Source organism: Pedobacter sp. PF22-3 (assembly GCF_026239555.1).
GTDB lineage: Bacteria > Bacteroidota > Bacteroidia > Sphingobacteriales > Sphingobacteriaceae > Pedobacter.
Genome location: NZ_JAPIVP010000001.1, coordinates 627,560 through 652,742 on the forward strand (window position 1 = coordinate 627,560; position 25,183 = coordinate 652,742).

The 25,183-nt window shown below is 38.9% G+C and carries 20 protein-coding genes; 14 read left to right on the forward strand and 6 right to left on the reverse strand.

The window, feature by feature from the left end; all coding sequences use genetic code 11:
• Window positions 1-58 precede the first annotated feature (58 nt).
• From OQX63_RS02645 to OQX63_RS02665, 5 genes are all read left to right on the forward strand, one after another.
• Window positions 59-1,477, forward strand: coding sequence for an SDR family oxidoreductase (locus OQX63_RS02645; protein WP_265849335.1), 1,419 nt, complete (start codon window positions 59-61; stop codon window positions 1,475-1,477).
• A gap of 7 nt (window positions 1,478-1,484) precedes the next feature.
• Window positions 1,485-1,640: a DUF2256 domain-containing protein gene (locus OQX63_RS23345; protein ID WP_265849336.1), complete on the forward strand. Its 156-nt coding sequence runs from the start codon at window positions 1,485-1,487 to the stop codon at window positions 1,638-1,640.
• A 67-nt stretch (window positions 1,641-1,707) separates the two neighbouring features.
• Entirely contained in the window at window positions 1,708-2,247 is a 540-nt protein-coding gene (locus tag OQX63_RS02655) for a lipocalin family protein (RefSeq protein ID WP_265849337.1), read from the forward strand.
• A gap of 591 nt (window positions 2,248-2,838) precedes the next feature.
• Complete coding sequence (locus OQX63_RS02660; RefSeq protein ID WP_265849338.1) at window positions 2,839-3,990, forward strand: zinc-dependent alcohol dehydrogenase; 1,152 nt, start codon at window positions 2,839-2,841, stop codon at window positions 3,988-3,990.
• Between the two features lie 3 nt (window positions 3,991-3,993).
• Window positions 3,994-4,479, forward strand: a complete 486-nt coding sequence (locus tag OQX63_RS02665; protein ID WP_265849339.1) for a hypothetical protein — start codon at window positions 3,994-3,996, stop codon at window positions 4,477-4,479.
• 574 nt (window positions 4,480-5,053) lie between these two features.
• Here OQX63_RS02665 and OQX63_RS02670 read toward each other — a convergent pair.
• The gene (locus OQX63_RS02670) at window positions 5,054-5,332 is read right to left on the reverse strand and encodes a hypothetical protein (RefSeq protein WP_265849340.1); all 279 of its coding nucleotides are present in this window, start codon (window positions 5,330-5,332) and stop codon (window positions 5,054-5,056) included.
• Window positions 5,333-5,587: 255 nt separating this feature from the next.
• Between OQX63_RS02670 and OQX63_RS02675 the strand changes: the two genes are divergently transcribed.
• The gene (locus OQX63_RS02675) at window positions 5,588-6,244 is read left to right on the forward strand and encodes a response regulator transcription factor (protein ID WP_265849341.1); all 657 of its coding nucleotides are present in this window, start codon (window positions 5,588-5,590) and stop codon (window positions 6,242-6,244) included.
• 440 nt (window positions 6,245-6,684) lie between these two features.
• Window positions 6,685-7,188: an RNA polymerase sigma factor gene (locus OQX63_RS02680; RefSeq protein ID WP_265849342.1), complete on the forward strand. Its 504-nt coding sequence runs from the start codon at window positions 6,685-6,687 to the stop codon at window positions 7,186-7,188.
• A gap of 188 nt (window positions 7,189-7,376) precedes the next feature.
• Here OQX63_RS02680 and OQX63_RS02685 read toward each other — a convergent pair whose 3' ends face one another.
• Entirely contained in the window at window positions 7,377-7,631 is a 255-nt protein-coding gene (locus tag OQX63_RS02685) for a hypothetical protein (RefSeq protein ID WP_265849343.1), read from the reverse strand.
• Window positions 7,632-7,861: 230 nt separating this feature from the next.
• The gene (locus OQX63_RS02690) at window positions 7,862-8,680 is read right to left on the reverse strand and encodes an alpha/beta hydrolase (RefSeq protein WP_265849344.1); all 819 of its coding nucleotides are present in this window, start codon (window positions 8,678-8,680) and stop codon (window positions 7,862-7,864) included.
• Between the two features lie 186 nt (window positions 8,681-8,866).
• Between OQX63_RS02690 and OQX63_RS02695 the strand changes: the two genes are divergently transcribed.
• On the forward strand, window positions 8,867-9,958 hold the full coding sequence (locus OQX63_RS02695) for an AI-2E family transporter (RefSeq protein ID WP_265849345.1): 1,092 nt from the start codon (window positions 8,867-8,869) through the stop codon (window positions 9,956-9,958).
• A gap of 406 nt (window positions 9,959-10,364) precedes the next feature.
• On the opposite strand, the gene OQX63_RS02700 is transcribed toward OQX63_RS02695, so the two are convergent.
• Complete coding sequence (locus OQX63_RS02700) at window positions 10,365-10,907, reverse strand: peroxiredoxin (protein WP_265849346.1); 543 nt, start codon at window positions 10,905-10,907, stop codon at window positions 10,365-10,367.
• 319 nt (window positions 10,908-11,226) lie between these two features.
• On the opposite strand from OQX63_RS02700, the gene OQX63_RS02705 reads away from it, so the two are divergent.
• From OQX63_RS02705 to OQX63_RS02730, 6 genes are all read left to right on the forward strand, one after another.
• Window positions 11,227-11,745, forward strand: a complete 519-nt coding sequence (locus tag OQX63_RS02705) for a protease (RefSeq protein WP_265849347.1) — start codon at window positions 11,227-11,229, stop codon at window positions 11,743-11,745.
• Between the two features lie 321 nt (window positions 11,746-12,066).
• On the forward strand, window positions 12,067-12,486 hold the full coding sequence (locus tag OQX63_RS02710) for an SRPBCC family protein (protein WP_265849348.1): 420 nt from the start codon (window positions 12,067-12,069) through the stop codon (window positions 12,484-12,486).
• A gap of 585 nt (window positions 12,487-13,071) precedes the next feature.
• On the forward strand, window positions 13,072-14,463 hold the full coding sequence (locus OQX63_RS02715; protein WP_265849349.1) for a TolC family protein: 1,392 nt from the start codon (window positions 13,072-13,074) through the stop codon (window positions 14,461-14,463).
• Window positions 14,464-14,476: 13 nt separating this feature from the next.
• The gene (locus tag OQX63_RS02720; RefSeq protein WP_265849350.1) at window positions 14,477-17,761 is read left to right on the forward strand and encodes an efflux RND transporter permease subunit; all 3,285 of its coding nucleotides are present in this window, start codon (window positions 14,477-14,479) and stop codon (window positions 17,759-17,761) included.
• A gap of 13 nt (window positions 17,762-17,774) precedes the next feature.
• Complete coding sequence (locus OQX63_RS02725; RefSeq protein ID WP_265849351.1) at window positions 17,775-18,875, forward strand: efflux RND transporter periplasmic adaptor subunit; 1,101 nt, start codon at window positions 17,775-17,777, stop codon at window positions 18,873-18,875.
• Window positions 18,876-18,901: 26 nt separating this feature from the next.
• Entirely contained in the window at window positions 18,902-19,843 is a 942-nt protein-coding gene (locus OQX63_RS02730) for a helix-turn-helix domain-containing protein (protein WP_265849352.1), read from the forward strand.
• 307 nt (window positions 19,844-20,150) lie between these two features.
• Here the strand turns inward: OQX63_RS02730 and OQX63_RS02735 are convergent, their stop codons facing one another.
• Window positions 20,151-23,669, reverse strand: coding sequence for a M1 family aminopeptidase (locus tag OQX63_RS02735; RefSeq protein WP_265849353.1), 3,519 nt, complete (start codon window positions 23,667-23,669; stop codon window positions 20,151-20,153).
• Window positions 23,666-24,565 carry an ABC transporter ATP-binding protein gene (locus OQX63_RS02740; RefSeq protein ID WP_265849354.1) on the reverse strand — a complete coding sequence of 300 codons (900 nt, stop codon included), beginning with the start codon at window positions 24,563-24,565 and terminating at the stop codon, window positions 23,666-23,668. Before OQX63_RS02740 ends, OQX63_RS02735 begins: the two co-directional genes overlap by 4 nt.
• Window positions 24,566-25,183 lie beyond the last annotated feature (618 nt).

Genomic DNA, 25,183 nt, shown 5'->3' on the forward strand with positions numbered 1-25,183 from the left:
TTCCCCTCCTAGCAAACATAAACAAGCGAATAGCTGTTGATATATTTAAAATTGCGATTTGAACATACTACTTACCGGCGCAACCGGATATATTGCTCAGCGATTGCTTCCAGTTCTGTTAGAACAGGGCAATACTGTTTTTTGCCTGGTTAGAAATGCAGCTCGCTTCGACAAAAACAAATTTGGCCAGGATGCGAAGATAACCGTTATCGAAGCTGACCTCATGAAACCTGAAAGCTTACACTCACTACCAAAAGATATTGATGCGGCTTACTACCTGGTTCATTCAATGAGCGGCAACAAAGACTTTAGTGACAGTGAGGCAAAGTCTGCCCGTAACTTTTCAAAAGCAATAGGCGAAACAGCAGCCAAACAAATTATATTTTTAAGCGGAATAGTAAATAGTGTTGAGCTTTCTAAACACCTGGCCTCGCGCAAAAAAGTGGAGCAACTGTTGAGTGAATGCAAAGTACCACTTACCACACTCAGGGCAGGAATAATAGTGGGTTCTGGCAGTGCCTCCTTCGAAATTATACGCGATCTGGTGGAAAAGTTACCGGTAATGGTTGCACCAAAGTGGCTTCATACCAAATGCCAGCCTATTGCCATCCGAAATGTGATAGAATTCCTGTTTAAAGTATTGTTAAAGGAGTTTACTTTCGGTAAGCATTACGACATTTATGGTCCGGATATATTAAGCTACAAGGAGATGTTATTGGAGTTTGCAGCAGTGAGAAAGCTTAAAAGACGCATCTTGATTCTACCTGTTATGACGCCTAAACTTTCATCTTATTGGTTATATTTTGTAACGTCAACCTCTTATAGCCTGGCACGGAATCTTGTAGACAGTATGCATGTGGATGTAGTGGCCGAACCGAATGATCTTGCAGACAAACTTGATATTAAATTAATCCCATACAAAGAAGCTATTGATCTTGCCTTTCAAAAGATTGAGCAAAATATGGTGCTTTCAAGCTGGTACGATGCGATGGGAAAAACCTATTCAAAGGAAATGATCAAAAAGCTGCTCGCTGTTCCTACCAACGGCGTGTTTGTAGATCGAAAATCGGCCCACACGAGTGACCGAAAATTGGCTACGGCAAGAATTTTTGCCATTGGTGGCAAATCGGGATGGTACTATGCAAATTGGCTATGGAACTTTAGGGGTTTCCTGGATAAGTTATTCGGCGGTGTCGGGCTTAACCGGGGAAGAAAAAACCCAACAGCCATCAGCACAGGCGATCGGCTCGATTTTTGGCGTGTAATTTATTCAAACACCCAGGAAAGTCGTTTGCTGTTATATGCAGAAATGAAATTACCGGGTGAAGCCTGGCTGGAGTTTAAAATAGTGGATGACTGTGTTTACCAAACTGCCACTTTCAGACCGCTTGGATTAGCTGGACGCTTATATTGGTACGCAGTACTACCATTTCACTATTTTATTTTTAATGGCATGATTAAAAAAATTGTGACTTAAAAGCCTTATGAAAGATGTAAAAAAGCAGCATCTACCGGTAAAAACCTGCCCGGTTTGTAACCGCTCGTTTATGTGGCGCGCAAAATGGGCAAGGCACTGGGAAGAGGTGATCTATTGTAGTCAAAAATGCAGACGCACGAAAAACTTAGCAAAAACGGTATAGTCATGCTCATCTTTAGCATCCAAACATTTGCGCTTCACCTTTGTTGCAGTTATTTAAGATTACAACCATGAAAAAAATATATAGAAATACACTTTTGCTTGCCACATTAGCCGTCGTAGCAGCAACCTATACAAGCTGTAAAGTTTCAATTCCCAATGGGGCAACCGCAGTTAAACCATTTAACAAAGATAAATACCTGGGCACCTGGTACGAAATTGCCAGAATGGATTTTAAGTTCGAAAAAAATCTAAAGAATGTAACGGCTACCTATTCAAAAAATGACGACGGATCTATCAGGGTAGATAATAAGGGATACGATATGGTCAAAAACAAATGGAAACAGAGCATTGGAAAAGCCAAATTTGTGAAAGGTAATGATGAAGCTCGGTTAAAAGTCTCCTTTTTTGGCCCTTTTTACGCAGGGTACAACGTAATTGAAATCGATAAAGACTACCAATACGCCCTTATAGCCGGAAATAACCTGGATTACCTCTGGATACTGTCTCGCACTAAGCATATTCCGGATGCGGTAAAGGCAGATTACCTAAAAAAAGCAAATGATCTGGGGTATCAGACAAAAGACCTGGTTTGGACTATACAAGATTAACGATTGAATTTTCGAGAGGTTGGTGCATCAATCGTGATAAAAACATATCATAATTAACCTGTTGCATAAACCTTTCGAATGATTCTGGTGACATTTTCAATCTCAACATCTTTTAATATATAGCACGAGGCTGCAGCATATCGGATTTATTTGGCAAGAGAAATAGCGGTTTTCATTTGCTTTCAGCGACTTCGTGATCAGCGAACCATGATCAATTATTCTTCATCCCGAGAGCCTGTTTCACTCCTTATTTATTTCTTAAATTAAAATGAGCTTGCTGCACGTAAGGACGTTTCGCACCACCATCCCCGTGAATGAAAGATTTAAATGGTTGTTATTAATATACAATAACATCGTCGCGGCACTTCTTTATACTTATAGCGCCGGCAAGCCTGCTTTTTGCCGATGGTGAGTAAACTCCTCTTTGATAAGGCCTTCAAAATCCTATTTCCAAAGCCTTGTCAGGTATTTAGCACGGTAAAAACACGTAATTGACACCTAAACTTTTACCAACCGATCAGGTTTTATAAGGAGTTGGAAACATGGATTCTCCATCTAAATAACCATTTCACTTAAACAAAACCAGAAAATATGCTAGCAATGAACTATCGTGGCCCGTACAGGGTCAGAATTGAACAGCGTCCAATGCCAGAAATTTTGCATCCCGAGGATGCGATAGTAAGGGTTACCCGTACCTGCATCTGTGGTTCGGATCTGCACCTTTACCACGGAATGGTGCCCGATACGAGGGTAGGTTCAACCTTTGGACATGAATTTATCGGTATTATTGAAGAAATTGGTCCACTGGTAACTAATGTAAAAATTGGCGATCAGGTACTGGTTCCTTTTAATATAGCCTGTGGAAGATGCAATTTTTGTAAACAGGGGCTTTATGGCAACTGTCACGAATCTAACCCTATGGCCACCGCAGTCAGTGGTATTTTTGGGTATTCGCATACGGCAGGAGGATTTAATGGCGGGCAGGCTGAATATGTACGTGTGCCGTATGCCAACACAGGTCCAACGGTAATCCCTCCGGATATGGATCCTGATGATGCCGTTTTACTAACTGATGTTGTACCTACCGGATACCAGGCGGCAGAGATGGGCGGAATTAAAGAGGGAGATACTGTAGTTGTTTTTGGAGCAGGCCCCATCGGGATTATGGCAGCCAGGTGTGCCTGGTTTTTTGGTGCAGCCAGAGTAATCATTATCGACCACATCGATTATCGGCTGGAATTTGCCAGGAACTATGCAAAGTGCGAAGCCTACAATTTTAAATCGATGGAAGATCCCGTGGTATTTCTAAAAAAAATAACCGATTGGTATGGAGCTGATGTTTGCATAGACTGCGTAGGTTGTGAGGCCGAAGGAAATGCGTTACAGACTTTTACCGGCAAAGTAACGTTGATGCAAGCCGGTGCCGCCACTGCCCTACAGTGGGCAATTAATTCGGTAAAAAAAGGCGGGATTGTTTCGGTGGTAGGTGTTTATGGTCCGCCGTTTAATTATGTGCCTATTGGCAATGTACTGAACAAGGGGATTACCCTACGGGCCAACCAGGCCTCAGTAAAAAGGCTGCTTCCCAAACTTATTGAACATGTACAGGCCGGAAGGCTTGATCCTAAAGGACTCATTACCCACAAAGTACCTTTGGAAGAAATAGCAGATGCCTACCATATTTTTTCAGCTAAGCTAGATGAATGTATCAAGGTCGTACTTATCCCATCAACTAAATCTTAAAACATGGAAACCAACAATTTTGATTATAAAAACATTCCCGGTTGGGGCTTGGATATAGATGAGCATAATGAGCCCACTTATCCGATGAAAAATTATACAGGTGATGACCATAAACGGTCGGATTATGAAAAACCGCCGCAACAACCTGCAGATGTAGAAATACTTCAATCCACCGAACGCCCCGCATTAAGCGCCGTATTCGGCAATGCGTCGCCTCCTTCAGGTCTCAGTGGTATGATACGCCGATATGCCTTTAAACATAGCGAAGACCGCTACCGACACTGGATCCCCTTGATTCTTGCCGATCGGGTAAATGCCTGGGAAGGAATTATAGATGATTTTAGAAAAGGTATTATTCCCAACATCCCTGCCGAGCGTGGATGGAAGTCGGAACTGAAATACAACCGCGCAGGATTGACTAAAAAGATCTTGGTGACAGGTGTAATCAGTCTCGTTTTATTAAGTTATCTGACGCGAAAAAAAAGATAGCAATTCCAGTGATCAGATGTGCGATTCTTAATCCACATCTGGTTTACCTGAACATCAACAATACCTTGAATTTTAAATTACCAATTAAATTTTAACTGCCACAATATAATTAACTGATTTGCAATGTATTAATGAATTTTATTTTGCACACCATAGTGCCTTACTGGCGTAGAGCCGTTTAATGAGTTGGGCTTTTTTTTTTGTTCACAGGCGCAATGCAGCATCTTTTAATTCAACAGATCCGGAAGCTTCAACATGCAGGCCAATTAAAATCCTCGTCAGCTTCCATAATCAAATGTAACAGCAATTTATGATAACCAGCGACTTTGCCGTTCCGCAGGTTTAACAAATTAGTTTTCGCCTCTGCCGTAAGCGGAGTCAATCCATTAGGCTATGTTGGTGTAGAATAATGGACTGAAGTAGAAACTTAAATATTCTGTATTGCTGCCGTATGTTATCAACTAAAATACCTAAATCTCACATTACAAAATCATATGGCTCATCTGCTACCTTTTGGATAGGCATTTAGTAAACACCTGCCCTGTCAGCAAATTTTAATTCTCTCATCACAAGATTAGTCCTTTACTTCCGTGTTGTTATTCTGGGTAGAATTTGGCATATTTCCAGCTTCGCCAGGATTACCCTTATCCGGATCTGCCCTTGCCTCTTCAGCTCCGTAATCTCCTTCGCCCATTTCACGGCCGAGCATACCAGCACCATCTTTTACTTTATCTAATTCACTGCTATCATTGCTACGATGGCGGGGAACCTGATTATCGGGCATATTCGATTTATCCGCAGTATTATCTGCTTTTGGATCTGCAAGATTGTTGTTTTTATGATCTTTTTCCATAATAAATTTTGTTGTTTATGATACAACAGGAAATAGACTATGAAGTTTTGCCTGGATAATAAAAAAGCGTCTTTACACATTTGATGTAATACCAGAAACTAATAAGTTTAGGCCCATCACATCATCAGTTAAAACTTTTAAGCTGAATGGTCAGTTCTACTTATATCCAAAACCATTTTTTATTGTTGAAAACAAAAGGATAGATTTTCTCACGTACTAGCAAATCAGCTTTAAGTGATATCAACTGGAATTAATATGAACAAATTAAAAATAATCCTTGCAGAAGATCATAACCTGGTAAGGAACGGAATTAAAATGTTACTTGAATCGCAGGCTGATATTGAAGTGATTGCTGAGGCCGATGACGGCAAGCAGGTATTGGAACATCTTGCATCCGGAATTATTCCCGACATTGTTCTTACAGACATCAATATGCCAGAAATGGACGGCATTAGCCTGATAAAAGCCATTAAATTAACCTACCCTGATATTAAAGTAGTTATCCTATCTATGTTGGATAATGAAAAATATGTGATGCAGGCCTTTATGGAAGGGAGTTGTGGTTATATTTTGAAAAATGTAAATGAAAGCGAAATGCTGTTTGCCCTTAAAACGGTGGCTGGCGGAGCTAAATATCTTTGCGTAGAACTGACCGAAACACTGCTTAACCGCTTTATCCACCAAACTTCGGCTCAAACTGAACAGGGGGAAATTCAGGTAGATCTTTCCATGAGGGAAATTGAAGTGCTGCATCTGGTTGCAGAAGGTTATACCAACCAGGAAATGGCAGATAAGTTATTCTTAAGTAAACGCACCGTTGAAGGGCACCGCCAAACGCTGATTGATAAAACAGGATCTAAAAACACCGCATCACTAATCCGTTTTGCTGTGGTAAATGGTTATTTAAATTGATTTAACACATCGCATTTTTATTAGGAACCTGTACAAGTGGAAGTCCATAGTCTTGAGTCCGAAGTCCTAAGTTTTAGGGGCGGTACTGAAGTTTGATAATTGCACCCTTTGGGAGCGTAAACAAGCTTTTTAATTATACGGCCTAAATATAAAAAGGCTTATTTTTCCCATGCAAAAAATGTTGTTAAACCTGGTTATACCGAGCATCATAAAATAAACAACTAAAGCCTTTTATGCTGACGAATTATGATAGGTATTTGATTTCTAACTATCATTTTATACGTTTTCGATATACGACTTATACCTCTCCACTTTGTTGTTTATACCCGTTGTTGCAACATCTACCCGATCTCCAAAACCAAAAAAAAATAAAGGAGTTCTTTTTAAGTAATCAACGTTCACTGGCTGAACATTTTTTAAACTGGTTAAAAAAATAGATCATGGAACAAGAGAATTTCTGTGTAGCTGCTGAATATCATAAACAGTCATTACTGGCACAAGCCCTTAAACTTACCGCTGATGAAGATGATGCAAAAGATCTGGTTCAGGATACCCTGATCAGAGCAGTCGGATCTTGTAGTAATTTCTCTGAAGGAACCAATATCAGAGGCTGGCTTTATGTCATTATGAAAAACACATTTTACAACAGCTGTTGTAAACAAAAAAGACGTACGGCCATCTGGGAGAGCGACGATTGCCTCTATGATCAGAAACTGATGAACAGCCCTGTTAATAACCTTTCGGAAACCAAGATGATACTGGAGGATATTCAAAAGGCAATGAACACACTTAGAGCAGATTACAGGACTGCATTTCAGCGATATTTTGAAGGCTACAGTTATGATGAGATAGCCCTTGAATTAAATATTCCCCAGGGGACAGTAAAAACCTATATCTACCAGGCACGCCTAAGTTTAAAAAAATACTTGCGCATTTACCGTTAAGCTATTTTTTTTGGTAAAGCAGGAAGAAATATGCTAAGTTAATCAGACTGAAGATAATGAGTACTTTAAGATTAACCCTTTAACAGGCTATATAAAACCTGCAAAAAATTAAAGTTTAAAATCAGCGCTGAACCATAAACACAAAGGGGGCTAAATTTTAGTCCCCTTTGTGTAGTAAATTAAGTTTTTTAGCTTAAAATAATCTGGTAATTCACATTTACTCTTTTCGGATAATTGCTTTGTTCAGTATTGAGAGAAACAAATGCAGCATTGCCATGAACTTCATTTTTCAATGCATGTTCATAATGCGATTGGATCGTTTTCTGATAATCGTTCTGCAGGCCTTTTGTTGTTTCTGCTAAAAGATTTCTATCATTCAGGTTTTCAGGCAATAAAGTAATATCGCAATTTCCTTCACTGATTTCTTTGACTAAGTATTTCATTTTGGTTTTAAATCTTCGTTTCCTGTTATATAAATAAGATTTCAAGAAAGACCAAAAATATAGTAACCGTTTATTTTGTATGTAATCTAAAAGTTAATTTTTAAGGTAAAGCATGTATCAATTTAAATTCAAGCAGCATGATTACAGCCACAAGCCAACAGTTTAAAACTCAAAACACACAACTTTCCGGCTAAAAACACAAAATGATTTAACCTTTGCCAATAACTGCACTAAGGTTTCTGATTGAAATAATTACTAAAAAAAACACTTTGATATTTAATGGCATTTGCCCAGTAATCCCAATTGTGTACACCAGGCCGCGTGGTAAAATCGTGCTGAATATTATTGTACAATAGCTCATCATGCAAGCGTACGTTCATTTTATAGAAAAAATCGTCGACACCACATTCAAAAGCAATAGACAGCGATCCAGGTTTAATCAGGTAAATCATATCAATTACACTATTCTGTTTCCAGCGTTCCGGAAATTCATCCTGTTTGCCCAGTCTTTTCGAAATATCCCATCCATTCGGAAAAGGTTTAATATCTACGCCTCCACTCATGCTGCCAATAGCCCCATATACATCCTGGTGTTTAATGGCCAGGTAAAATGCCCCATGACCGCCCATACTTAAACCGGTAATGGCCCGCCCCTTTTTATCCGCAATGGTCTTATAATGTTCATCAATATAACTTACCAGCTCGGTAGCTACATAAGTTTCGTATTTCCAGGCAGGGTCTACCGGACTATCGAAATACCAACTGGTTACATTACCATCAGGGCATACAATAATAAATTGATACTGATCGACCAGTTTTTTTATCCCAGGTACTTTTTTTGCCCATTCTGCATAACTTCCCCCTGCTCCATGAAGCAGGTAAACCACCGGAAAAGCTTTTCCGGTTTTGTAGCTATCCGGCTTAATCACCACAGCCTTTATATTTTTTTTCATCGATTTGCTGTAGGTCAATGCTGTATCTACTTCCGCAGCACGTATAACTTGGCTACACAAAAACAAACAGGCAATTATGAGGAGACTTTTTTTCATGTGGTGGTTTTTAATAATGATTATAACAGCGCGCTAAATTTATAAAATAACTGGTTATGGTTTGGCATTTCTATGAATTGGAAACCTAAAAAATGGTCATGACTGCTTAACTATTCCTTAGACAGCTAAAAACTTTAAAACAATTTTGTTACATTTTAGGTTCTTGAACGGTTAACCCATCTAAAAATGCTTAAAACCTACCCATTTTACATCAAAGCACCTGTAATCCTTTTAGGATTAGTAATTACGGTATTCATCATGAGTGTGCTGAGAGATATTCTTGTGCCACTTGCTTTCGCAGCCTTAGTAGCCATACTACTTAACCCACTCACCAACCGTTTCGAAAGAAAAATGCCAAAAATCGTCAGTATTATTCTTTCCATGCTCATTGGTTTGTTAGTGATAGTGGCCATATTTTATTTTTTGTCATCACAAGTAGCTCACTTTTTCGATGATCTTGATAGCATTAAACAAAAATTATCACAGTTGCTTGAGCAGATCAGGAGTTGGCTGCAAGGCACCTTTGGTATTTCTACAAAAAAGCAGGTGCAAATGCTTAATGATGCTGCTAATGGTAGCAAGGCATTGATAGGTCAAACACTAAGTGGTTTGATGGGTGTTTTAAGTGTAGTTTTCCTGATCCCGGTTTACACTTTTTTAATCTTATTATATAAAACACTGATCTTAAACTTCATTTACGAAGTATTTTCAGAAGAGAACAAGCAAAAAGTTGCAGAAATTTTAAGTGAAACGAAAGCAGCCATTCAAAGTTACATTATTGGCTTATTGATCGAAACGTCTGTGGTTGCCATAATGAATTCTGCTGCCCTGCTTATTCTTGGTGTGCCAAATGCCATCCTTATTGGTGTTATCGGAGCAATATTAAACCTGCTGCCATATATTGGTGGGATTATCGCCATCGCACTTCCGGTATTAATGGCCACCTTAACCAAAGATGGCTTTACTACCCAACTTTTAATTATCGGTGCATATGCGCTGATTCAGTTTATTGATAACAATATTCTTGTTCCACGCATTGTATCAAGCAAGGTACAGATCAATGCCCTTATTTCTATTGTAATTGTATTAATGGGTGCTGCACTTTGGGGTATCCCCGGCATGTTTCTTTCCATTCCGTTTATTGCGGTACTGAAAATCATCTTTGACCGGATAGACGGCCTTAAGCCATGGGGTAAATTATTGGGAGATAATATTCCCACTGAGCATATGGGGCAGGTAAAAAGGTTTAGGAAAAAGAAAAAATTGGCTACAGATTAATAGTTATTTTTTGAAAACGATCGTTCAGTAGTCCTTCGCAAACAACAGTCCCGTTATTCGCTTTATCCCGATAGAAAACCTGTGAAACAAGCAAGCGCACCAAAACATAACATAAACCCAGTGCTTAAATCGGGATGTCCGCTACTACCGGGTTTATTGAATAAAGGTTGCTACATAAAAGTATAATTTGATAAAAAATATCTCACCACCATTGACAGACTCCAATAGAATAGTCGTCATTGCAATGACGACTATTCGCCTACTATCAATTCAATAAATACACTTCATTCATATTTATCTTTATGAAATAAATCTTAATTGCTGTACCAAATTGCTCTCTAATCTATCATTAAAAAATCCAAGGAAAAAGAAAAGCCTTCCAAATTGAAAGGCTTTAGGAGAAAAATTACTTCTTTTTGAGAAAGGCTAAAACGCTACTGGCATGCTCATCTCCTTTTAACATTCCTTTAAACTTAAACACCACTCTACCATTCAGATCGACCAGGAAAGTTTCTCTACCGGTTAAAAACATGACATCTTTAACGCCAAACATTTTCAAAACTTTATTATCAGGATCGCTTAAAAGGGTAAATGGCAGATTATGGTGCTTCTTAAAATCGGCATGGCTTTGTACAGTACCAGAATTTATCCCGATAATCATTGCATCTGTAGATTTAAACTCCTCATAACTATCCCGGAAGGCACAGGCCTCTTTAGTACAAACGCTACTTTCATCTTTAGGATAAAAATAAATCACCAGTTTTTTCTTCCCGATGTAGTTACTCACTTTAAAATCTTTACCACTATCATCTTTAAGGGTAAAATCTGGAATTTTGTTTCCAACCTCAATTGGTTGATTTTTAGACTTCGGTTTTGCATCCTGTGCATCAGTTCCTATCCCAATCAGGCCTAAGAGAACTAATGTGGTTGTTGCGATATTTATTTTCATTTCTTAAGGATTTATTTCTACATACGTTTAATCTCATAAAAGGGATCAAAAAATATTTTGGTCAATCAAAGACTAATTAAACCAAACGTAATTTTACTGCATTTGGCTTATTCCAATCAACACGAAACGGATTTCTTTCTTGATCCCATCATAAGTTAACGGCAATAATTTCTAAAAGTTTTGCCCAAATAAATTACAATCTCCTCCTGGTGTGTCAAAGTAGCATATCTGCTTTTTGCTTGTAAAAGCATCACACGAAACTTAATCGTTTTAGTTTAATCAGTTTCAAACAAAATCAGTTCTTATTTGCTTATAAAGCATGAAAAACATCAGACTAATTATTCCAGCCCTTTTGGTATTATTTTCGGCCTGTAGCGAAGCGACAAGAAATACCGCTAGCACAAAAAATGAAAGCACCAGTCAGACTGCTGCCAACAAAACCGATTCGCTAGAAGTTAAACTAAATATAAATGGCAATGTAGCCACAGGTGAGCCATTACTGTTAAGATTTGTGGTGTACAACAATACCGATAGCGTAAAAAAATTCTGTATCTGGCATACGCCATTTGAACCTTTAATGAGCAGTTACTTAAGTATTACCAATGACAAAGGAGAAGAAGCCCAATATAAAGGCGCAATGGCCAAAAGGGTTATGCCACCTCCAGCCTCTAGTTATACACAGGTAAAGCCGGGTGATAGCCTGGTGGCAAATGCTGATTTGCTTAAAGCATACGATTTAAAAAAAGGATCGAGTTATAAAGCCGTTTATACAGGTGGAAACATGAGCGGTTTATCATCCAGAGACACGGTTACCTTTATTTATACTGATCTACATTAATTTGAGGTTTCTTTGCCTCTAATGCACATTTTTAGCAGTTATCGGCATCTTTAAAAGAGTTTTTGAATAGCAATTATAAAGATATATGAGGCCATATCAACTTAAATGGCCTTATATTTCTTAAGTGGTGACACTTCCTTAAAAACAAAAAATAAATCTATTATAGAATCGCACCTACAATTAACCGAATCTATACTAGTCAGAATGAATTAATCTGCCAAATCAATTAAGGGTATTCCACCCCCTCTTTTGTCGCATTTACACTTTCCGGGATGCAAAAGTTCCCATAACTTTATGCTACGAATTTAAACAGAGAAAAAAATGGGAAATAGTACATCAATCACCGTAGAAACCACAGTTAATGCGCCAATAGAAAAGGTTTGGGAATTTTGGAACAATCCAGATCACATTACCAAATGGAGCTTTGCTTCACGTGACTGGCATACGCCTAATGCTGAAAACGATTTAACGGTTGGTGGTAAATTTAAAAACACCATGGCTGCAAAAGATGGCAGCATGAGTTTTGATTTCGGCGGAACTTATACTACAGTTGATCAGCACAAAAAAATTGAATATACCTTAGAAGATGGAAGAAAGGTTAGTATTGTTTTTGATCTGCTGAGCGAACAGACCAGGATAACCGAAACTTTCGATCCAGAATCTACCCACCCGATAGAAATGCAACGCAGCGGCTGGCAGGCCATTCTGGATAACTTTAAAAAATATACGGAAGAGTCGTAAACATATTTTTAATAAAGGCTGTATCGTATCTGTATTCCACGCGACTTTGTTATTCCAGAGAATTCAATGCTAAAGATATATCATTGGTATCTTTTGCATTGACCGTCATTGCCAGCTTGGCTGGCAATCTTAATGCAACTGGAGGGTCGATGAGCCATAAGCTTTAAGATTCCCGTTTTCACGGGAATGACGTAAGGTGAATGAATCATTTCCAATAGGAATAATGGAAACAAGTAGTCAAAACTTCTTGCGAGATATTTAAAAAAATCCTTCGCCAGGCTATCGTTCACAGATTCCAATAGAAAAATCGTCATCTTGACTGAAGCTTCGCGGAGTGCCCGCCTCTGCTGGCGGGGAAAGATCTTAGGCTATATTAAAAATTTCTCTAGGAGCTATGCGCTTAAAAACGTGATGTTTTTAAATTTAATTTTATGAGACGAACTTTTCCAATTTAGCCACATCAATTATCCTCTTTAATCCTTAAGTAACAATTCGATTATTATTTGATTCGCATAATTTTTGATTTGAACCGAATTACTTTGATATAGCGCTCATAATTTACATTTGCCGTGTAAATTATACACTATGCCTCGTATATCTTTATTTTATCTTTCATTCCTGTTATCAATCGGTTTGCCTTCTGGTGTTAATGCACAAACACTCAGCTTAAAGCAGGCGGTAAATAATGCATTAACCAATTATGGCACCATTAAGGCCAAAGATAATTATGCCAATGCATCAAAAACTTCTATCCAACAAGCCAGAAGAGAATACTTACCGAATTTAAACTTAAGTGCACAGCAAGATTACGGAACCATTAACGGCCAAAACGGTCCACAATACGGCTTTGGCGGTTTAGGAACTGCTTCTTCAGGTCCGGCGTTAAACAAACAAAACTGGAATGCCGCTTTTGGCGGACTTTATCTAGCGAACGTAAACTGGGATTTTTTCACTTTTGGAAAAATCAAGGAACGCATTAAAATTGCTGATGCTACCTACCAAAGAGATAAAAATGACCTGGAACAGGAAAAGTTCCAACAGGAAATCCGAGTTTCCGCAGCCTACTTAAATCTGCTCGCTGCGCAAAGGTTAAGCAAATCGCAACAGAAAAATCTCGATCGTGCCATTACCTTTAAAAATACGGCCGTAATCAGGGCCAAAAACGGATTAATTGCCGGGGTAGATTCTTCATTCGCAAAAGCCGAAGTTTCCAATGCCAAAATCGCTTTAACCAAAGCTAAAGATCTGGAACAGGAACAAGCCAACCGATTAGGCGTTTTAATGGGATTAACAGCCACATCGTATATGCTGGATACCACTTCCATAACGAGGATTCCAGGTAACCTGCTCGAAGATACGGTAATCAAAAGTTCACATCCAGTATTAAAGTTTTACCAAAACCGGGTAGAGGTGAGCCAGCAGCAGGTTAATTATTTCAAAAAATTATATTATCCAACATTTACTTTTTTTGGTGTGGTGCAGGGTAAAGGTTCTGGTTTCAGTTCTGCTTATGCCTTAGATCAAACGGCCTATTCTACCAGTTATGCAGATGGAATAAACCCCACTCGCGGAAACTATTTGATTGGCATAGGAATGACCTGGAATCTATCCACATTATTAAAAAATCGCCCGCAAGTACGTGCGCAGGAATACATTAGTCAAGGTTTAAAAGAAGAATATAACCTTATCGATCAGCAATTAAAAGCGCAACTGGCCCTAGCCGAAGCCAAACTGAGCAATGCATTAGCCAATTACAGGGAGGCACCTATCCAGGTAAAGGCAGCATCTGATGCTTATCTGCAAAAAAGCACTTTGTACAAAAACGGACTTACTACATTGGTTGACCTTACACAGGCACTTTTTACCTTAAACCGCGCCGAAACAGACAGAGATATTGCCTTTACCAATGTTTGGCAGGCCTTATTGCTAAAGTCTTCAGCATTGGGGAATTACGACATATTTATCAACGAATTTTAATCTGGCTATATAAATGAATTTAATACGTTTCGCACTCCGCAAACCCATATCCATCTTGGTTTTAGTGGCTGGATTGTTTTTTTTCGGTATTGGTGCCATCAACCAGATCAAGGTTGATATCCTGCCGCAGATGAACCTTCCGGTAATTTATATTGCCCATCCATTTGGCGGTTATACTCCCGATCAGATGGAGGCTTATTTTGGCAAGCAATATGTGAATATCCTGCTTTTTGCCAACGGCATTAAAAGTATCGAAACCAAGAATACGCAGGGTTTAATGCTCATGAAACTCACCTATTACGAAGGGACCAACATGGCCCAGGCTGCAGCAGAACTAAGCGCGCTCTCTACGCGTGCGCAAGCCATTTTTCCGCCAGGTTCCCAACCGCCATTCGTCATCCGTTTTGATGCTTCTTCGCTTCCCGTTGGACAGTTGGTATTAAGCAGCGCTATCCGTACCAATAACGAATTGCAGGATCTGGCTAATACTTATGTACGCCCTAGTTTCTCAGCTATACCGGGTTTGCTCTCTCCCGCACCATTTGGCGGTAGTCCACGCACCATCGAGATTAATGTAAACCCTTCGCTATTGCGCTCTCATAACCTAACGGTAGACCAGGTGGTGGAAGCCATCAGGTTAAATAACCAGACTGCACCTTCAGGAAATGTGAGGATTGGCGATAAAAACTACCTTACCCCAACCAATTATACCATTAAAAAGGTTAAGGATTTTGAGAATATTCCCTTATTTAAAGGCAGTGTGCAAAATTTACAGCTCCGCGATGTGGCTACAGTTAAAGATGGAGCAGATTTAGTAGCTGGTTATGCCTTAATTAATGGTAAGCGCTCAGTTTACTTAAGTATTGCTAAATCTGGAGATGCTTCTACCTGGGATGTGGTTAAAAACTTAAAGAAAAACCTACCCAATATCCAAAGCACCTTACCAGAGGATGTCAAACTTTCTTATGAGTTCGACCAATCTGTTTACGTCATTAACGCGGTAAAAAGTCTGATCAGTGAGGGGGCAATCGGTGCGATATTAACGGGTTTGATGGTTTTACTTTTCCTAGGGGATAAACGCGCCGCACTGATCGTAATCTTAACCATTCCTACCTCTATTATTGCAGGGGTGCTGTTCCTGAAACTATTTGGGCAAACAATTAATATCATGACGCTGAGCGGATTGGCTTTAGCCATCGGTATTTTGGTAGATGAATCGACGGTAACGATAGAAAACATCCACCAGCATTTTGATATGGGCAAGCCCAAGGCCCTGGCCATTTGGGATGCCTGTAAGGAAATTGCCTTCCCTAAACTGTTAATCCTGTTCTGTATCCTTGCCGTATTCGCACCTGCCTTTACCATGACTGGTATCCCAGGGGCATTATTTTTGCCGCTGGCATTGGCAATTGGTTTTTCAATGGTGGTATCATTCCTGTTATCACAAACTTTTGTTCCCATTATGGCCAACTGGCTGATGATCGCGCATCCTAAAAAGGGCAATGCGCCCCATCCGGGCATTACAGAAGATGAGGCTGATTTTACAGCAACAGGCATTACACTCGATTCAGAAAAAGACACCCTGAACCAAAAAAAGGTGCTGGTAGAACGTGAAGATTTTAGCGGCAATGGTAAAATTGGTTTCTTCGATAAGTTTCGCAACCGTTTTATGCGTTTCCTTGATCGGATTTTGCCTTACCGAAAATCTGTTGTTTTGGTTTATTTAGTTGTTATTATTGGCTTAGCTGCGTTACTTTTAGCTAATATTGGCCGCGATGTTCTGCCCAGGGTAAATTCAAGTCAGTTTCAGTTACGTTTACGTGCACCCGATGGAACGCGTTTAGAGCGTACCGAAGAAAAGGCAAATGTGGTTTTAGCTGAGCTTAAAAAAATGGTTGGAGAAGAACACATGGGCATTTCTTCCGTTTATGTTGGTCAGCACCCTGCACAATTTTCGGTAAACCCCATCTATCAGTTTATGGCTGGTCCGCATGAAGCTGTTTTTCAGGTAAGTTTAAAAGATTTTGAAGAAGATATGGACGACTTTAAAGATCAGTTCAGGGAAAAAATCAAAAAATTGTTACCTGATGTTAAACTTTCTTTTGAGCCGATAGAGCTAACCGATAAAGTATTGAGCCAAGGCTCTCCTACCCCTGTTGAGGTACGTATTGCAGGAAAAAACAAAAAACTGAATGAAAAATATGCCAATAAAATACTGGCAGAATTGAAAGAGATTCCTTATATGAGGGATGTTCAGATCGCGCAACCCATTAAATATCCATCATTAAATATTGATATAGACAGAACCCGTGCAGCCCAGATCGGGGTAGATATGGCTGATATTTCACGCTCATTAATTGCCTCCACTTCATCATCACGTTATACGGATAAAAACATCTGGCTGGATGAAAAAGCAGCTTTACCTTACAGTGTACAAGTTCAGGTACCACTTAATCAGATGACCAGTAAAGATGATATTGGAGAAATTCCTTTATTAAAAAATTCGGCGAGGCCGGTGTTGAGTGATGTGGCAAAAATCACCCCAGATACTACTGCTGGCGAAAATGATAACATTGGTGCGATGCCTTTCCTATCGGTAACCGCAAACCTTTACCATACAGATCTGGGGTCGGCATCGAAGGATGTAGAAAAAGCCATTGCAGACGTTGGCGAATTACCAAGGGGATTAAATGTTACCGCCATTGGTTTAAGCAAAGTATTAACAGATACTTTAAACAGCTTACAATCGGGTTTATTAGTGGCCATTGTGGTCATTTTTCTGATGCTGGCAGCTAATTTCCAGTCTTTTAAAGTTCCACTGGTTATTTTAGCCACTGTGCCAGCCGTTATTTTAGGTTCGTTATTGTTATTAACCATTACCGGATCAACCTTAAACCTGCAATCATACATGGGGATTATCATGTCGGTCGGGGTATCTATCGCCAATGCGGTATTGCTCATTACCAATGCAGAGCAATTAAGAAAACACAATGGCAATGCGCTAGAATCGGCACGCGAAGCTGCTGCATTACGTTTACGTCCAATCATCATGACGAGTATTGCAATGATTGCGGGTATGTTACCAATGGCCATTGGCCACGGTGAAGGCGGTGGCGCTGTTTCACCATTGGGCAGGGCTGTTATTGGTGGTTTAGTGGCCTCCACATTCGCCGTATTAATCATATTACCATTGGTATTTGCATGGGTGCAGGGCAAACAGACTACCCATTCGATATCGCTTGATCCGGAAGATGAAGAAAGCATCCACTACATTAAAGGTTTACAAGAAAAAGAATAAATCATCATTACAAATGAATACGAAGATATTTTCAACAGGATTATTAAGTACAGGATTTTTAGTGCTAACGGCTATATATGGTTGCGGGCACTCCGAATCGAAAGTGGCCCCCAAGAAAGAAAAAGAAGCTGTAATAGCAACGTTCGACCTTAAAAAAGAAAAACTATCCACCAAACTGAGTCTACCCGGCGAATTAATTGCCTTGCAACAAGTTGATCTATACGCCAAAGTAAGCAGTTTTGTTAAAACCTTAAAAGTTGATATCGGCTCAGAAGTAAGCAAGGGGCAGTTACTGATGACTTTGGAGGCTCCAGAAATGAGTTCGCAACTGGCTGCAACACAATCTCGGATAAAAGCACAGGAAGCCATTTATACGGCAAGCAAAGCAAATTATAACCGTTTGTACGAAACGAGCAAAACCCCTGGAACGATTTCCACAAACGATCTGGACCAGGCGATGGCGAAAAAGAACGCAGATTTAGCGCAGCTTGAAGCAGCAAAAGCGGCCTATAAGGAAGTAAGTTCAGTTCAGGATTATTTAACCATCAGGGCGCCTTTCAGCGGTATTATCTCAGCCAGAAATGTGAATTTAGGAGCCTACGTTGGTCCAACAGGTAAAGGTTCCGATTTACCTTTGTTTACCTTACAGGACCAGAGAAACCTGCGTCTGGCTGTTTCTATTCCAGAGGTTTATACTGGTTATCTAAAAGCTGGCGACGAAATTAGTTTTACGGTTAAATCTTTGCCCAGTCAGACTTTTAAAGCTAAAGTGAAACGTTTATCAGGCGCCTTAGATTTACGCTTGCGTTCTGAGCGCATTGAAATGGATGTACCAAATGCATCGAAAGTTTTATTGCCCGGAATGGTTGCAGAGGTCAATATTCCGCTTCCGGCCAATGCCAGTACATTTATTATTGCGAAGAAGGCTTTATTAGATACCAGTGAAGGACTATTTGTGTTAAAAGTAGTCGATAATAAAGCAGTTAAGGTAGCTGTGAAGAAAGGTAGAGAAACGGACGATCGGGTTGAAATTTTTGGCAATTTAACAGAAGGTGACAAATTAGTTGCAGAACCAACAGAAGAAATGCACGAAGGAATAACGATTAAACCTTAACTTTACCTGTATAAAGCACTTAAAATATGTTGTCAAAAAACCAAGAGCTTTCTACCCTACAAAAAAAGGAAACATTAGAAGATTTTTATAATAAACTAAAAATCACCAGGCCTGAAATTCCTACGCCAAGTTTAGGAATGATTAATGATATTGGGCATTTTAATGTTTTTAACAGAGGTAACGTTTGTACTAATGTACCCTCTGCTTTTAGCCGGAGAGATTTTTACAAAATTTCGTTAATTATTGGGAATGGAATCTTGCATTACCCTGATGCACAAATCGAAATTAAAGAAAGGGCATTACTGTTTACAAATCCGAATATTCCCTATTCATGGGAAAGTACATCGCCAAAACCTGCCGGTTTCTTTTGTTTATTTACCGAAAATTTTATCCATAACCGTAATGAAACCCTGCGCGATTCTTTGTTGTGGCGCATAAACGATAGTCCGGTCATTCATATCGATGAAGAACAGGAAGTAACATTAAAGGACATTTTCAGTAAAATGATGAAAGAAATGGATGGTGATTACATCCATAAGTATGATCTGTTAAGAAACTACGTTCAGCTTATTGTTCATGAAGCATTAAAGGTTAAACCTCAGGATATTATTTTTAAACAGAATAATGCATCGGTACGTTTAACATCATTGTTTCTCGAATTATTGGAAAGGCAGTTCCCAATTGGCTCTACGGAACATATTTTGGAGCTAAAAACTGCGCACGACTTTGCTTTGCGTCTGCTGGTGCATGTAAATCATTTAAACCATGCGGTAAAAGAAGTAACGGGCAAAACCACTTCCGAACATATTTCGAGAAGAATAGCTACAGAGGCAGTGGCTTTGCTTAAACATACCGAATGGAATATTGCCCAGATTGCTTACTGTTTAGGTTTTGAGTACCCAGCCAATTTCAATATATTTTTTAAACGCCAGATGCAGTGTACACCGAAAGGTTTTAGGGCAAATTAGTTGTAACCGATTCTAATAAAGACAGCTCGTCACCCTGAATTTATTTCTGGGTCTTATTCTTAACAATCTAATGATTTCCGCTAACGCTCGTTTCTAACGAGCGTTGAATAGTATATCGTTTACAACGATAAAATCGAGTAACTATTTATGTACTCGTTTGGAAACGAGCGCAAGTATGAAAAATCTAATTTTATAGATTTAGCTTCGCTGAGCTTTCGGGTTCTCGACTGCGTTGCACTCCTCTCTAAATGAAGACATTAGGTATGTTCAAAGGGTTTTTGTTTCAATGCATTGTTATTTTATCATTTTATTTTACCACCCAAATATTATTGCTTCTATCCACATCTAACAAATATCCATAAGGATCAATTGCTATTGTTTTTGGTTTATGGTTAACTACAATCGACAGCCTGGTCTTATTTTGCCCGATGTGATGCTTTTGATAATAAACCGGTTTTGTATTTGTATCCCAGTCACTTTCCAAATGATCAAAACAGGCTAAATCTATATCAAGATCAGGTAATTGCTTACCGCCATCACTTATTCTTTCAGTAGAAATTTCCAGGTCAACGCTATATTTTCCATCATTCAAGGCTTTACAACGAATCAATTCGATCCCCAGATCGTAAGTCACTACCTCATTAAAACAATCGATGATAAACTTTTTGTCTTTAGGAAGCGCCTGCTTTAAAAGTAAGTTTACGAGATCGGTAGCTGTTGCTTTAGGCTTAGGGTATTTATGCGCTACAATCAGTTGATGCAGTATTGCGTTAAATTTTTGTTCCCCTATCGTCTCTTTTAAGGCATACATCATCAATCCACCCTTTTGGTAATGTACATAAGGCTGATCTAAAGTTTTGGCGAGAGGCAATTCTTTTTTATCATTATTCCGGTTCAAAAAGTAGAGGTCGTTATCGTAAGAGAGGTATTTTTTCAAATACATTTTGCCAAAAGTATTTTCAATCAATACATTTTCGGTGTATTTAGCCAACGATTCAGTGAGCATGGCATAACCTGCACCATCTGCTGGAGCCATTATGTTTGCCCACCATTGATGTGCCGTTTCATGAGCGGCAATGGCATAGCTTTGATTAATACTGTTGTTCTGGCTATAATTTCCTAAAAAACTAATACGTTCTGCGCTAAAAACTATTCCAGGATAAGCTGTTGCTGCCCCCCTGTATTGCGGTATTTCGGCGATAGCGAATTGTTTAAGTGGATAATTTGCGAAATTTTTATTGCCATAGTTCAGCGCATCCTTAACACCTTCAAAAATACTTTTCAGGTTATACTCCTGTCCTGGTTGATAATAAACACGAACATTTATGCCCTTATGTTTCTCGTTTTTGACTACATATTTTGCACTGCTCAGTGCAAACATAAAATTAATCGGAGCAGCAGTTTTGTATTTAAAGTATTGCCGGTTATTGGCTCGCCAAATCTTCTGCAAGTCTCCAACAGTAATCACCTGTTGATCGACAGTGGTAGAAATAGTTGTTTCAAAGTTCACCAGATGGTACGTATTGTTGAATGGTGGCTTTGTGGCAACTTTAGGCAGACCTGCTTTTTTCCGTTCCTGCTGATCATCACTTTCAAAGTTATAACAGTAACCCAACTGCGGAATAAATTTCTCCAGTTCGATATAAGTACCGTTCTCCACGATCGAATTCTCCGTATCGAAAGTTGTAAATCCGTTCCTAATGACTTCAATAGAAAAATTCATTACGATTTCTTGATCGGGCTGTAATGGCGTCTTTAAAATCAGAAACTGTTGGCTAAAAACTTCATCCCTTTCATCACTTTTAATTTCACTAATGTTTACGGAAAATGAATATACAGCGGGGCTAACAGAAGTCCAGATTTTGGTAATTGGCTCATTTGTTTCATTTTTAAGCAAGTACGTTCCCTTAACGGTATATTTTCCTTCGCCTGGATATAAATCAACGTTGGTTTTAACGGCTTTAATAACAGGCTGAGGGAGATTTGCCCATGATTTATATTTTTGCTCATAAGCCAGGCGCCAATTTAATTGGGACTGTTTATTTTTATATTTCCCAATGCTATTCGTTTGATGGTAAATAAATGCAGCACAGGAAATCCAGATCAATAATGCTGGTGCTATAATCCATTGATATTGCTTCAAAGCCACAACCATTGATTTGAATCTCGGTTTAATCTTTATTTCAACTAAACGCTGCCATAATCCAATGGTTAACACAGCAATAACAGTTGTAAAGGCCAACCAGTAAAGCATATACCAGTTAAAAGCTGTGGTATAATATCCAAAACCATTAAAATAAGAATGTTGGAGATCTGGAACAGTAGCAAAGCGGAACAGATAATGCGATATCCCAAACCTTTCCGCAAAAGAAATCAGAAAAATAACCAACATGCTTAATACCATACCGAGGTATTTATTAACACTCAGATTCTGGATAAATAAAATCAACACCACAAAAAGCAACATCGGGAAAGCACTGTAATAATATAAAGTTAGATATAAAGGCAATTCGATGTGGAAATAACCGTGGCTAACCTGTAAAACAATTCCAATAAAGATATTTAATGTAACAAGGATAAAAACCAAAGTAAACAAGCTGAAACTTTTAGCCATCCATAACGCAGCATTTCGGACAGGGGTGCTATAAATTAATGCATGTATATTAGCCGTTTTCTCCCTGCTGATGGTTTCTGCAGCATAAAATACAATCAGGATCAATCCAAATTTCATCGAACGCATTTCTTCTATAATAATGCCAGTTGCCGGATAACTATGAATGCCATAAATGCCGCTAAATAGTCTATCTTTTAACTCTATGCCAAACAAAAATACCCACAGCAACAGCATAACCATGATGGGTATATTTTTAAACAGGAAGATCATTTCTAATTTTAACTGGGCTTTAAAGGTCCTGAAATAATAAGACATACCACTTGGTAAAACCATTAAAGTACGATAGGAAATCAAAGCCGTATACGCTGTTTTAGCTGTTTTAATCTTTAATTGTTGCTGTTGCGTTAGCCTAAAATTGAATAAGCGATAGCTCATCAAGATTAGCAGACTTGTAGAAGAAGTCCACAGGATCCTGTTGAGTAAAAGTATACCTTCAAAAGGAAATAACTGTTGATTACGCTGTAGATTAGTCCATGTTCTGGTTTCGCCAAAAAACGAAGCCAAAGCAAAAGGGTCTAAAAGAATCGGCAAAATATCAGCACTCCCTGCTTTCATTGTGGAGGTGGCCAATAAAGGAGAATTGCCAAATATGGAAGCCAGCAGGTATAAAATGTAAATCAACACACCAACTACATAAATGGCCCTTACACTTTTGGTTAATATGGCAGTACAAAATAAGGTTCCTGCTGAAAATAGCACATTTGGCAAGGCAAAAACTAAAAGCGGTTGTAAATAGTAACTCATTTGAAAGACGCCCAAGCGATCTTCGTCAATAAAAAAAGAACCTGCAAAAATCCCCAGCGCTACCAGCAACAATAAGCTAAAAACTGTGATGATCAAGCCCAGCAACCTTACACCAAAATAGGGCAACTTTTTAATTGATGTGGTAAAAACAACTGCTTCCATTTTAAACATACTATCTCGAAGCACCACGTTCGCACTAAATAATGTAGCTGAAAAGATGGAGAAGAGCGAGAGCAGGGCGATGATATTGGTGATAACATAAGGTGAATTTTTATGCACCTCTGCTGAGCCAAAGCCGCCATTTACTGCACAAAAATAGCCCAGTATAAAAAATAAAAGTGCTGCAGCTTTAAACGATATCTGCCCGAAATGATATTTCAGCTCAAATTTTAGTAAATCTGGTATCATCTTTTTGCCTCCATGTTTAAATTCACTACGCCAGATAATGAAGAAAAATAAACCTCTTCCAAACCTGGGTAAACGGATTTGAAACCTACTGCGGGTAATTGATCTGCCAGAACAAACACGTGTAACTTACCCGAAATAACTTTAGTAGAAATAACATTAAAAATGGATGAATATTGAGCCAGCTCTACCTTATCAATTGCCTTTCGCCAGATTTTTCCATCTAATTTTTCGATCAGTTCTGAAGGTTTACCTTGTAAAATCAATTTTCCATTAGCCATCACTGCCATTTCAGCACAGAGGTCATTCACGTCCTCCACAATATGCGTAGACAGGATCAACACCCGATTGGCGCCAATTTCACTCAACAGATCGTGGAACCTGTTCCTTTCCTGTGGATCAAGCCCTGCGGTGGGCTCATCAACAATAATCAACTGCGGGTTACCCAATAAAGCCTGTGCAATTCCGAAACGCTGCCGCATACCACCAGAAAAAGTACTGACAGCTCTCTTCCTAACTTCAAATAAATTGGTCTGTTGCAGCAATGAAGTCACCTGTTCCTCTCGTTCACTCTTATTTTGCAGTCCTTTTAAAATCGCAAGATGATTTAATAAATCTACAGCTGAAATGTTAGGATACACACCAAAATCCTGTGGCAGATACCCCAATTTGTTGCGCATCTCCTGCGGATTCTGCAACACATCATTTCCATCAAAATGAACGCAACCGGCATCTGGCAGTTGTAGCGTAGCAAGCGTACGCATAAGTGAAGATTTACCAGCTCCATTAGGGCCCAACAAACCAAACATTCCATTTGCAATATTTAGCGTAACATCATCAAGAGCCTTTACCCCATTTTGATAAGATTTTGTAAGTTGCTGTATTTTAAGTCGTACCATATCAAATAATTAAGATGGCCGCAAATTAGACTGATGAAACCAGTCTGTTAAATTTAAGTGACAAAGGAAGCAGAAATGATGATGAAAGGAATAATGAACAGCGATGCGCCTTTCATCATGAAAAATATGCCTTTCATCATCTATATTTTAAACAACCTGCAAAGTTTCTTAATTTTAAAGAATGGAAAAATTGGTCTGTGGGGACACAGACCACGGCGATGGAAAGATTAAAAAAATATTATCGCATCGGTTCGTGTCTCCACGAACCGAAATAATAATACGAGTGTGGCATGTGAACTCACGGATACATTAAATACGAAATGCTTAGTACAAAAAAATTCAGCTACAATTATAAGTACCAGGACTTTTTCATATTTCTTGGCCTGTTGTTGTGGATAGCTATATTTAATACTTACAACTTAACCAGCAAAATTTGGCTTAACTATGTCAGCTGCATTTTGGGATTAGGTTTTTGTTTACTTCCTATTCTCGTTTTTTCCTTTCTTAAAGTCAGACTAAAAAACGTCTTAACTCGAAATCGATACGTTACCTACTGGTGCACTTGCTTCTTCATCCTGCTTCCGCTTTTTACTGATCTTGCATTTTACCTGCAAATTG

Coding starts and splice junctions, on each gene's coding strand:
- OQX63_RS23345 (WP_265849336.1), top strand. CDS start 1,485: ATGAAAGATGTAAAAAAGCAGCATCTACCGGTAAAAACCTGCCCGGTT.
- OQX63_RS02655 (WP_265849337.1), top strand. CDS start 1,708: ATGAAAAAAATATATAGAAATACACTTTTGCTTGCCACATTAGCCGTC.
- OQX63_RS02660 (WP_265849338.1), top strand. CDS start 2,839: ATGCTAGCAATGAACTATCGTGGCCCGTACAGGGTCAGAATTGAACAG.
- OQX63_RS02665 (WP_265849339.1), top strand. CDS start 3,994: ATGGAAACCAACAATTTTGATTATAAAAACATTCCCGGTTGGGGCTTG.
- OQX63_RS02670 (WP_265849340.1), bottom strand. CDS start 5,332: ATGGAAAAAGATCATAAAAACAACAATCTTGCAGATCCAAAAGCAGAT.
- OQX63_RS02675 (WP_265849341.1), top strand. CDS start 5,588: ATGAACAAATTAAAAATAATCCTTGCAGAAGATCATAACCTGGTAAGG.
- OQX63_RS02680 (WP_265849342.1), top strand. CDS start 6,685: ATGGAACAAGAGAATTTCTGTGTAGCTGCTGAATATCATAAACAGTCA.
- OQX63_RS02685 (WP_265849343.1), bottom strand. CDS start 7,631: ATGAAATACTTAGTCAAAGAAATCAGTGAAGGAAATTGCGATATTACT.
- OQX63_RS02690 (WP_265849344.1), bottom strand. CDS start 8,680: ATGAAAAAAAGTCTCCTCATAATTGCCTGTTTGTTTTTGTGTAGCCAA.
- OQX63_RS02695 (WP_265849345.1), top strand. CDS start 8,867: ATGCTTAAAACCTACCCATTTTACATCAAAGCACCTGTAATCCTTTTA.
- OQX63_RS02700 (WP_265849346.1), bottom strand. CDS start 10,907: ATGAAAATAAATATCGCAACAACCACATTAGTTCTCTTAGGCCTGATT.
- OQX63_RS02705 (WP_265849347.1), top strand. CDS start 11,227: ATGAAAAACATCAGACTAATTATTCCAGCCCTTTTGGTATTATTTTCG.
- OQX63_RS02710 (WP_265849348.1), top strand. CDS start 12,067: ATGGGAAATAGTACATCAATCACCGTAGAAACCACAGTTAATGCGCCA.
- OQX63_RS02715 (WP_265849349.1), top strand. CDS start 13,072: ATGCCTCGTATATCTTTATTTTATCTTTCATTCCTGTTATCAATCGGT.
- OQX63_RS02720 (WP_265849350.1), top strand. CDS start 14,477: ATGAATTTAATACGTTTCGCACTCCGCAAACCCATATCCATCTTGGTT.
- OQX63_RS02725 (WP_265849351.1), top strand. CDS start 17,775: ATGAATACGAAGATATTTTCAACAGGATTATTAAGTACAGGATTTTTA.
- OQX63_RS02730 (WP_265849352.1), top strand. CDS start 18,902: ATGTTGTCAAAAAACCAAGAGCTTTCTACCCTACAAAAAAAGGAAACA.
- OQX63_RS02735 (WP_265849353.1), bottom strand. CDS start 23,669: ATGATACCAGATTTACTAAAATTTGAGCTGAAATATCATTTCGGGCAG.
- OQX63_RS02740 (WP_265849354.1), bottom strand. CDS start 24,565: ATGGTACGACTTAAAATACAGCAACTTACAAAATCTTATCAAAATGGG.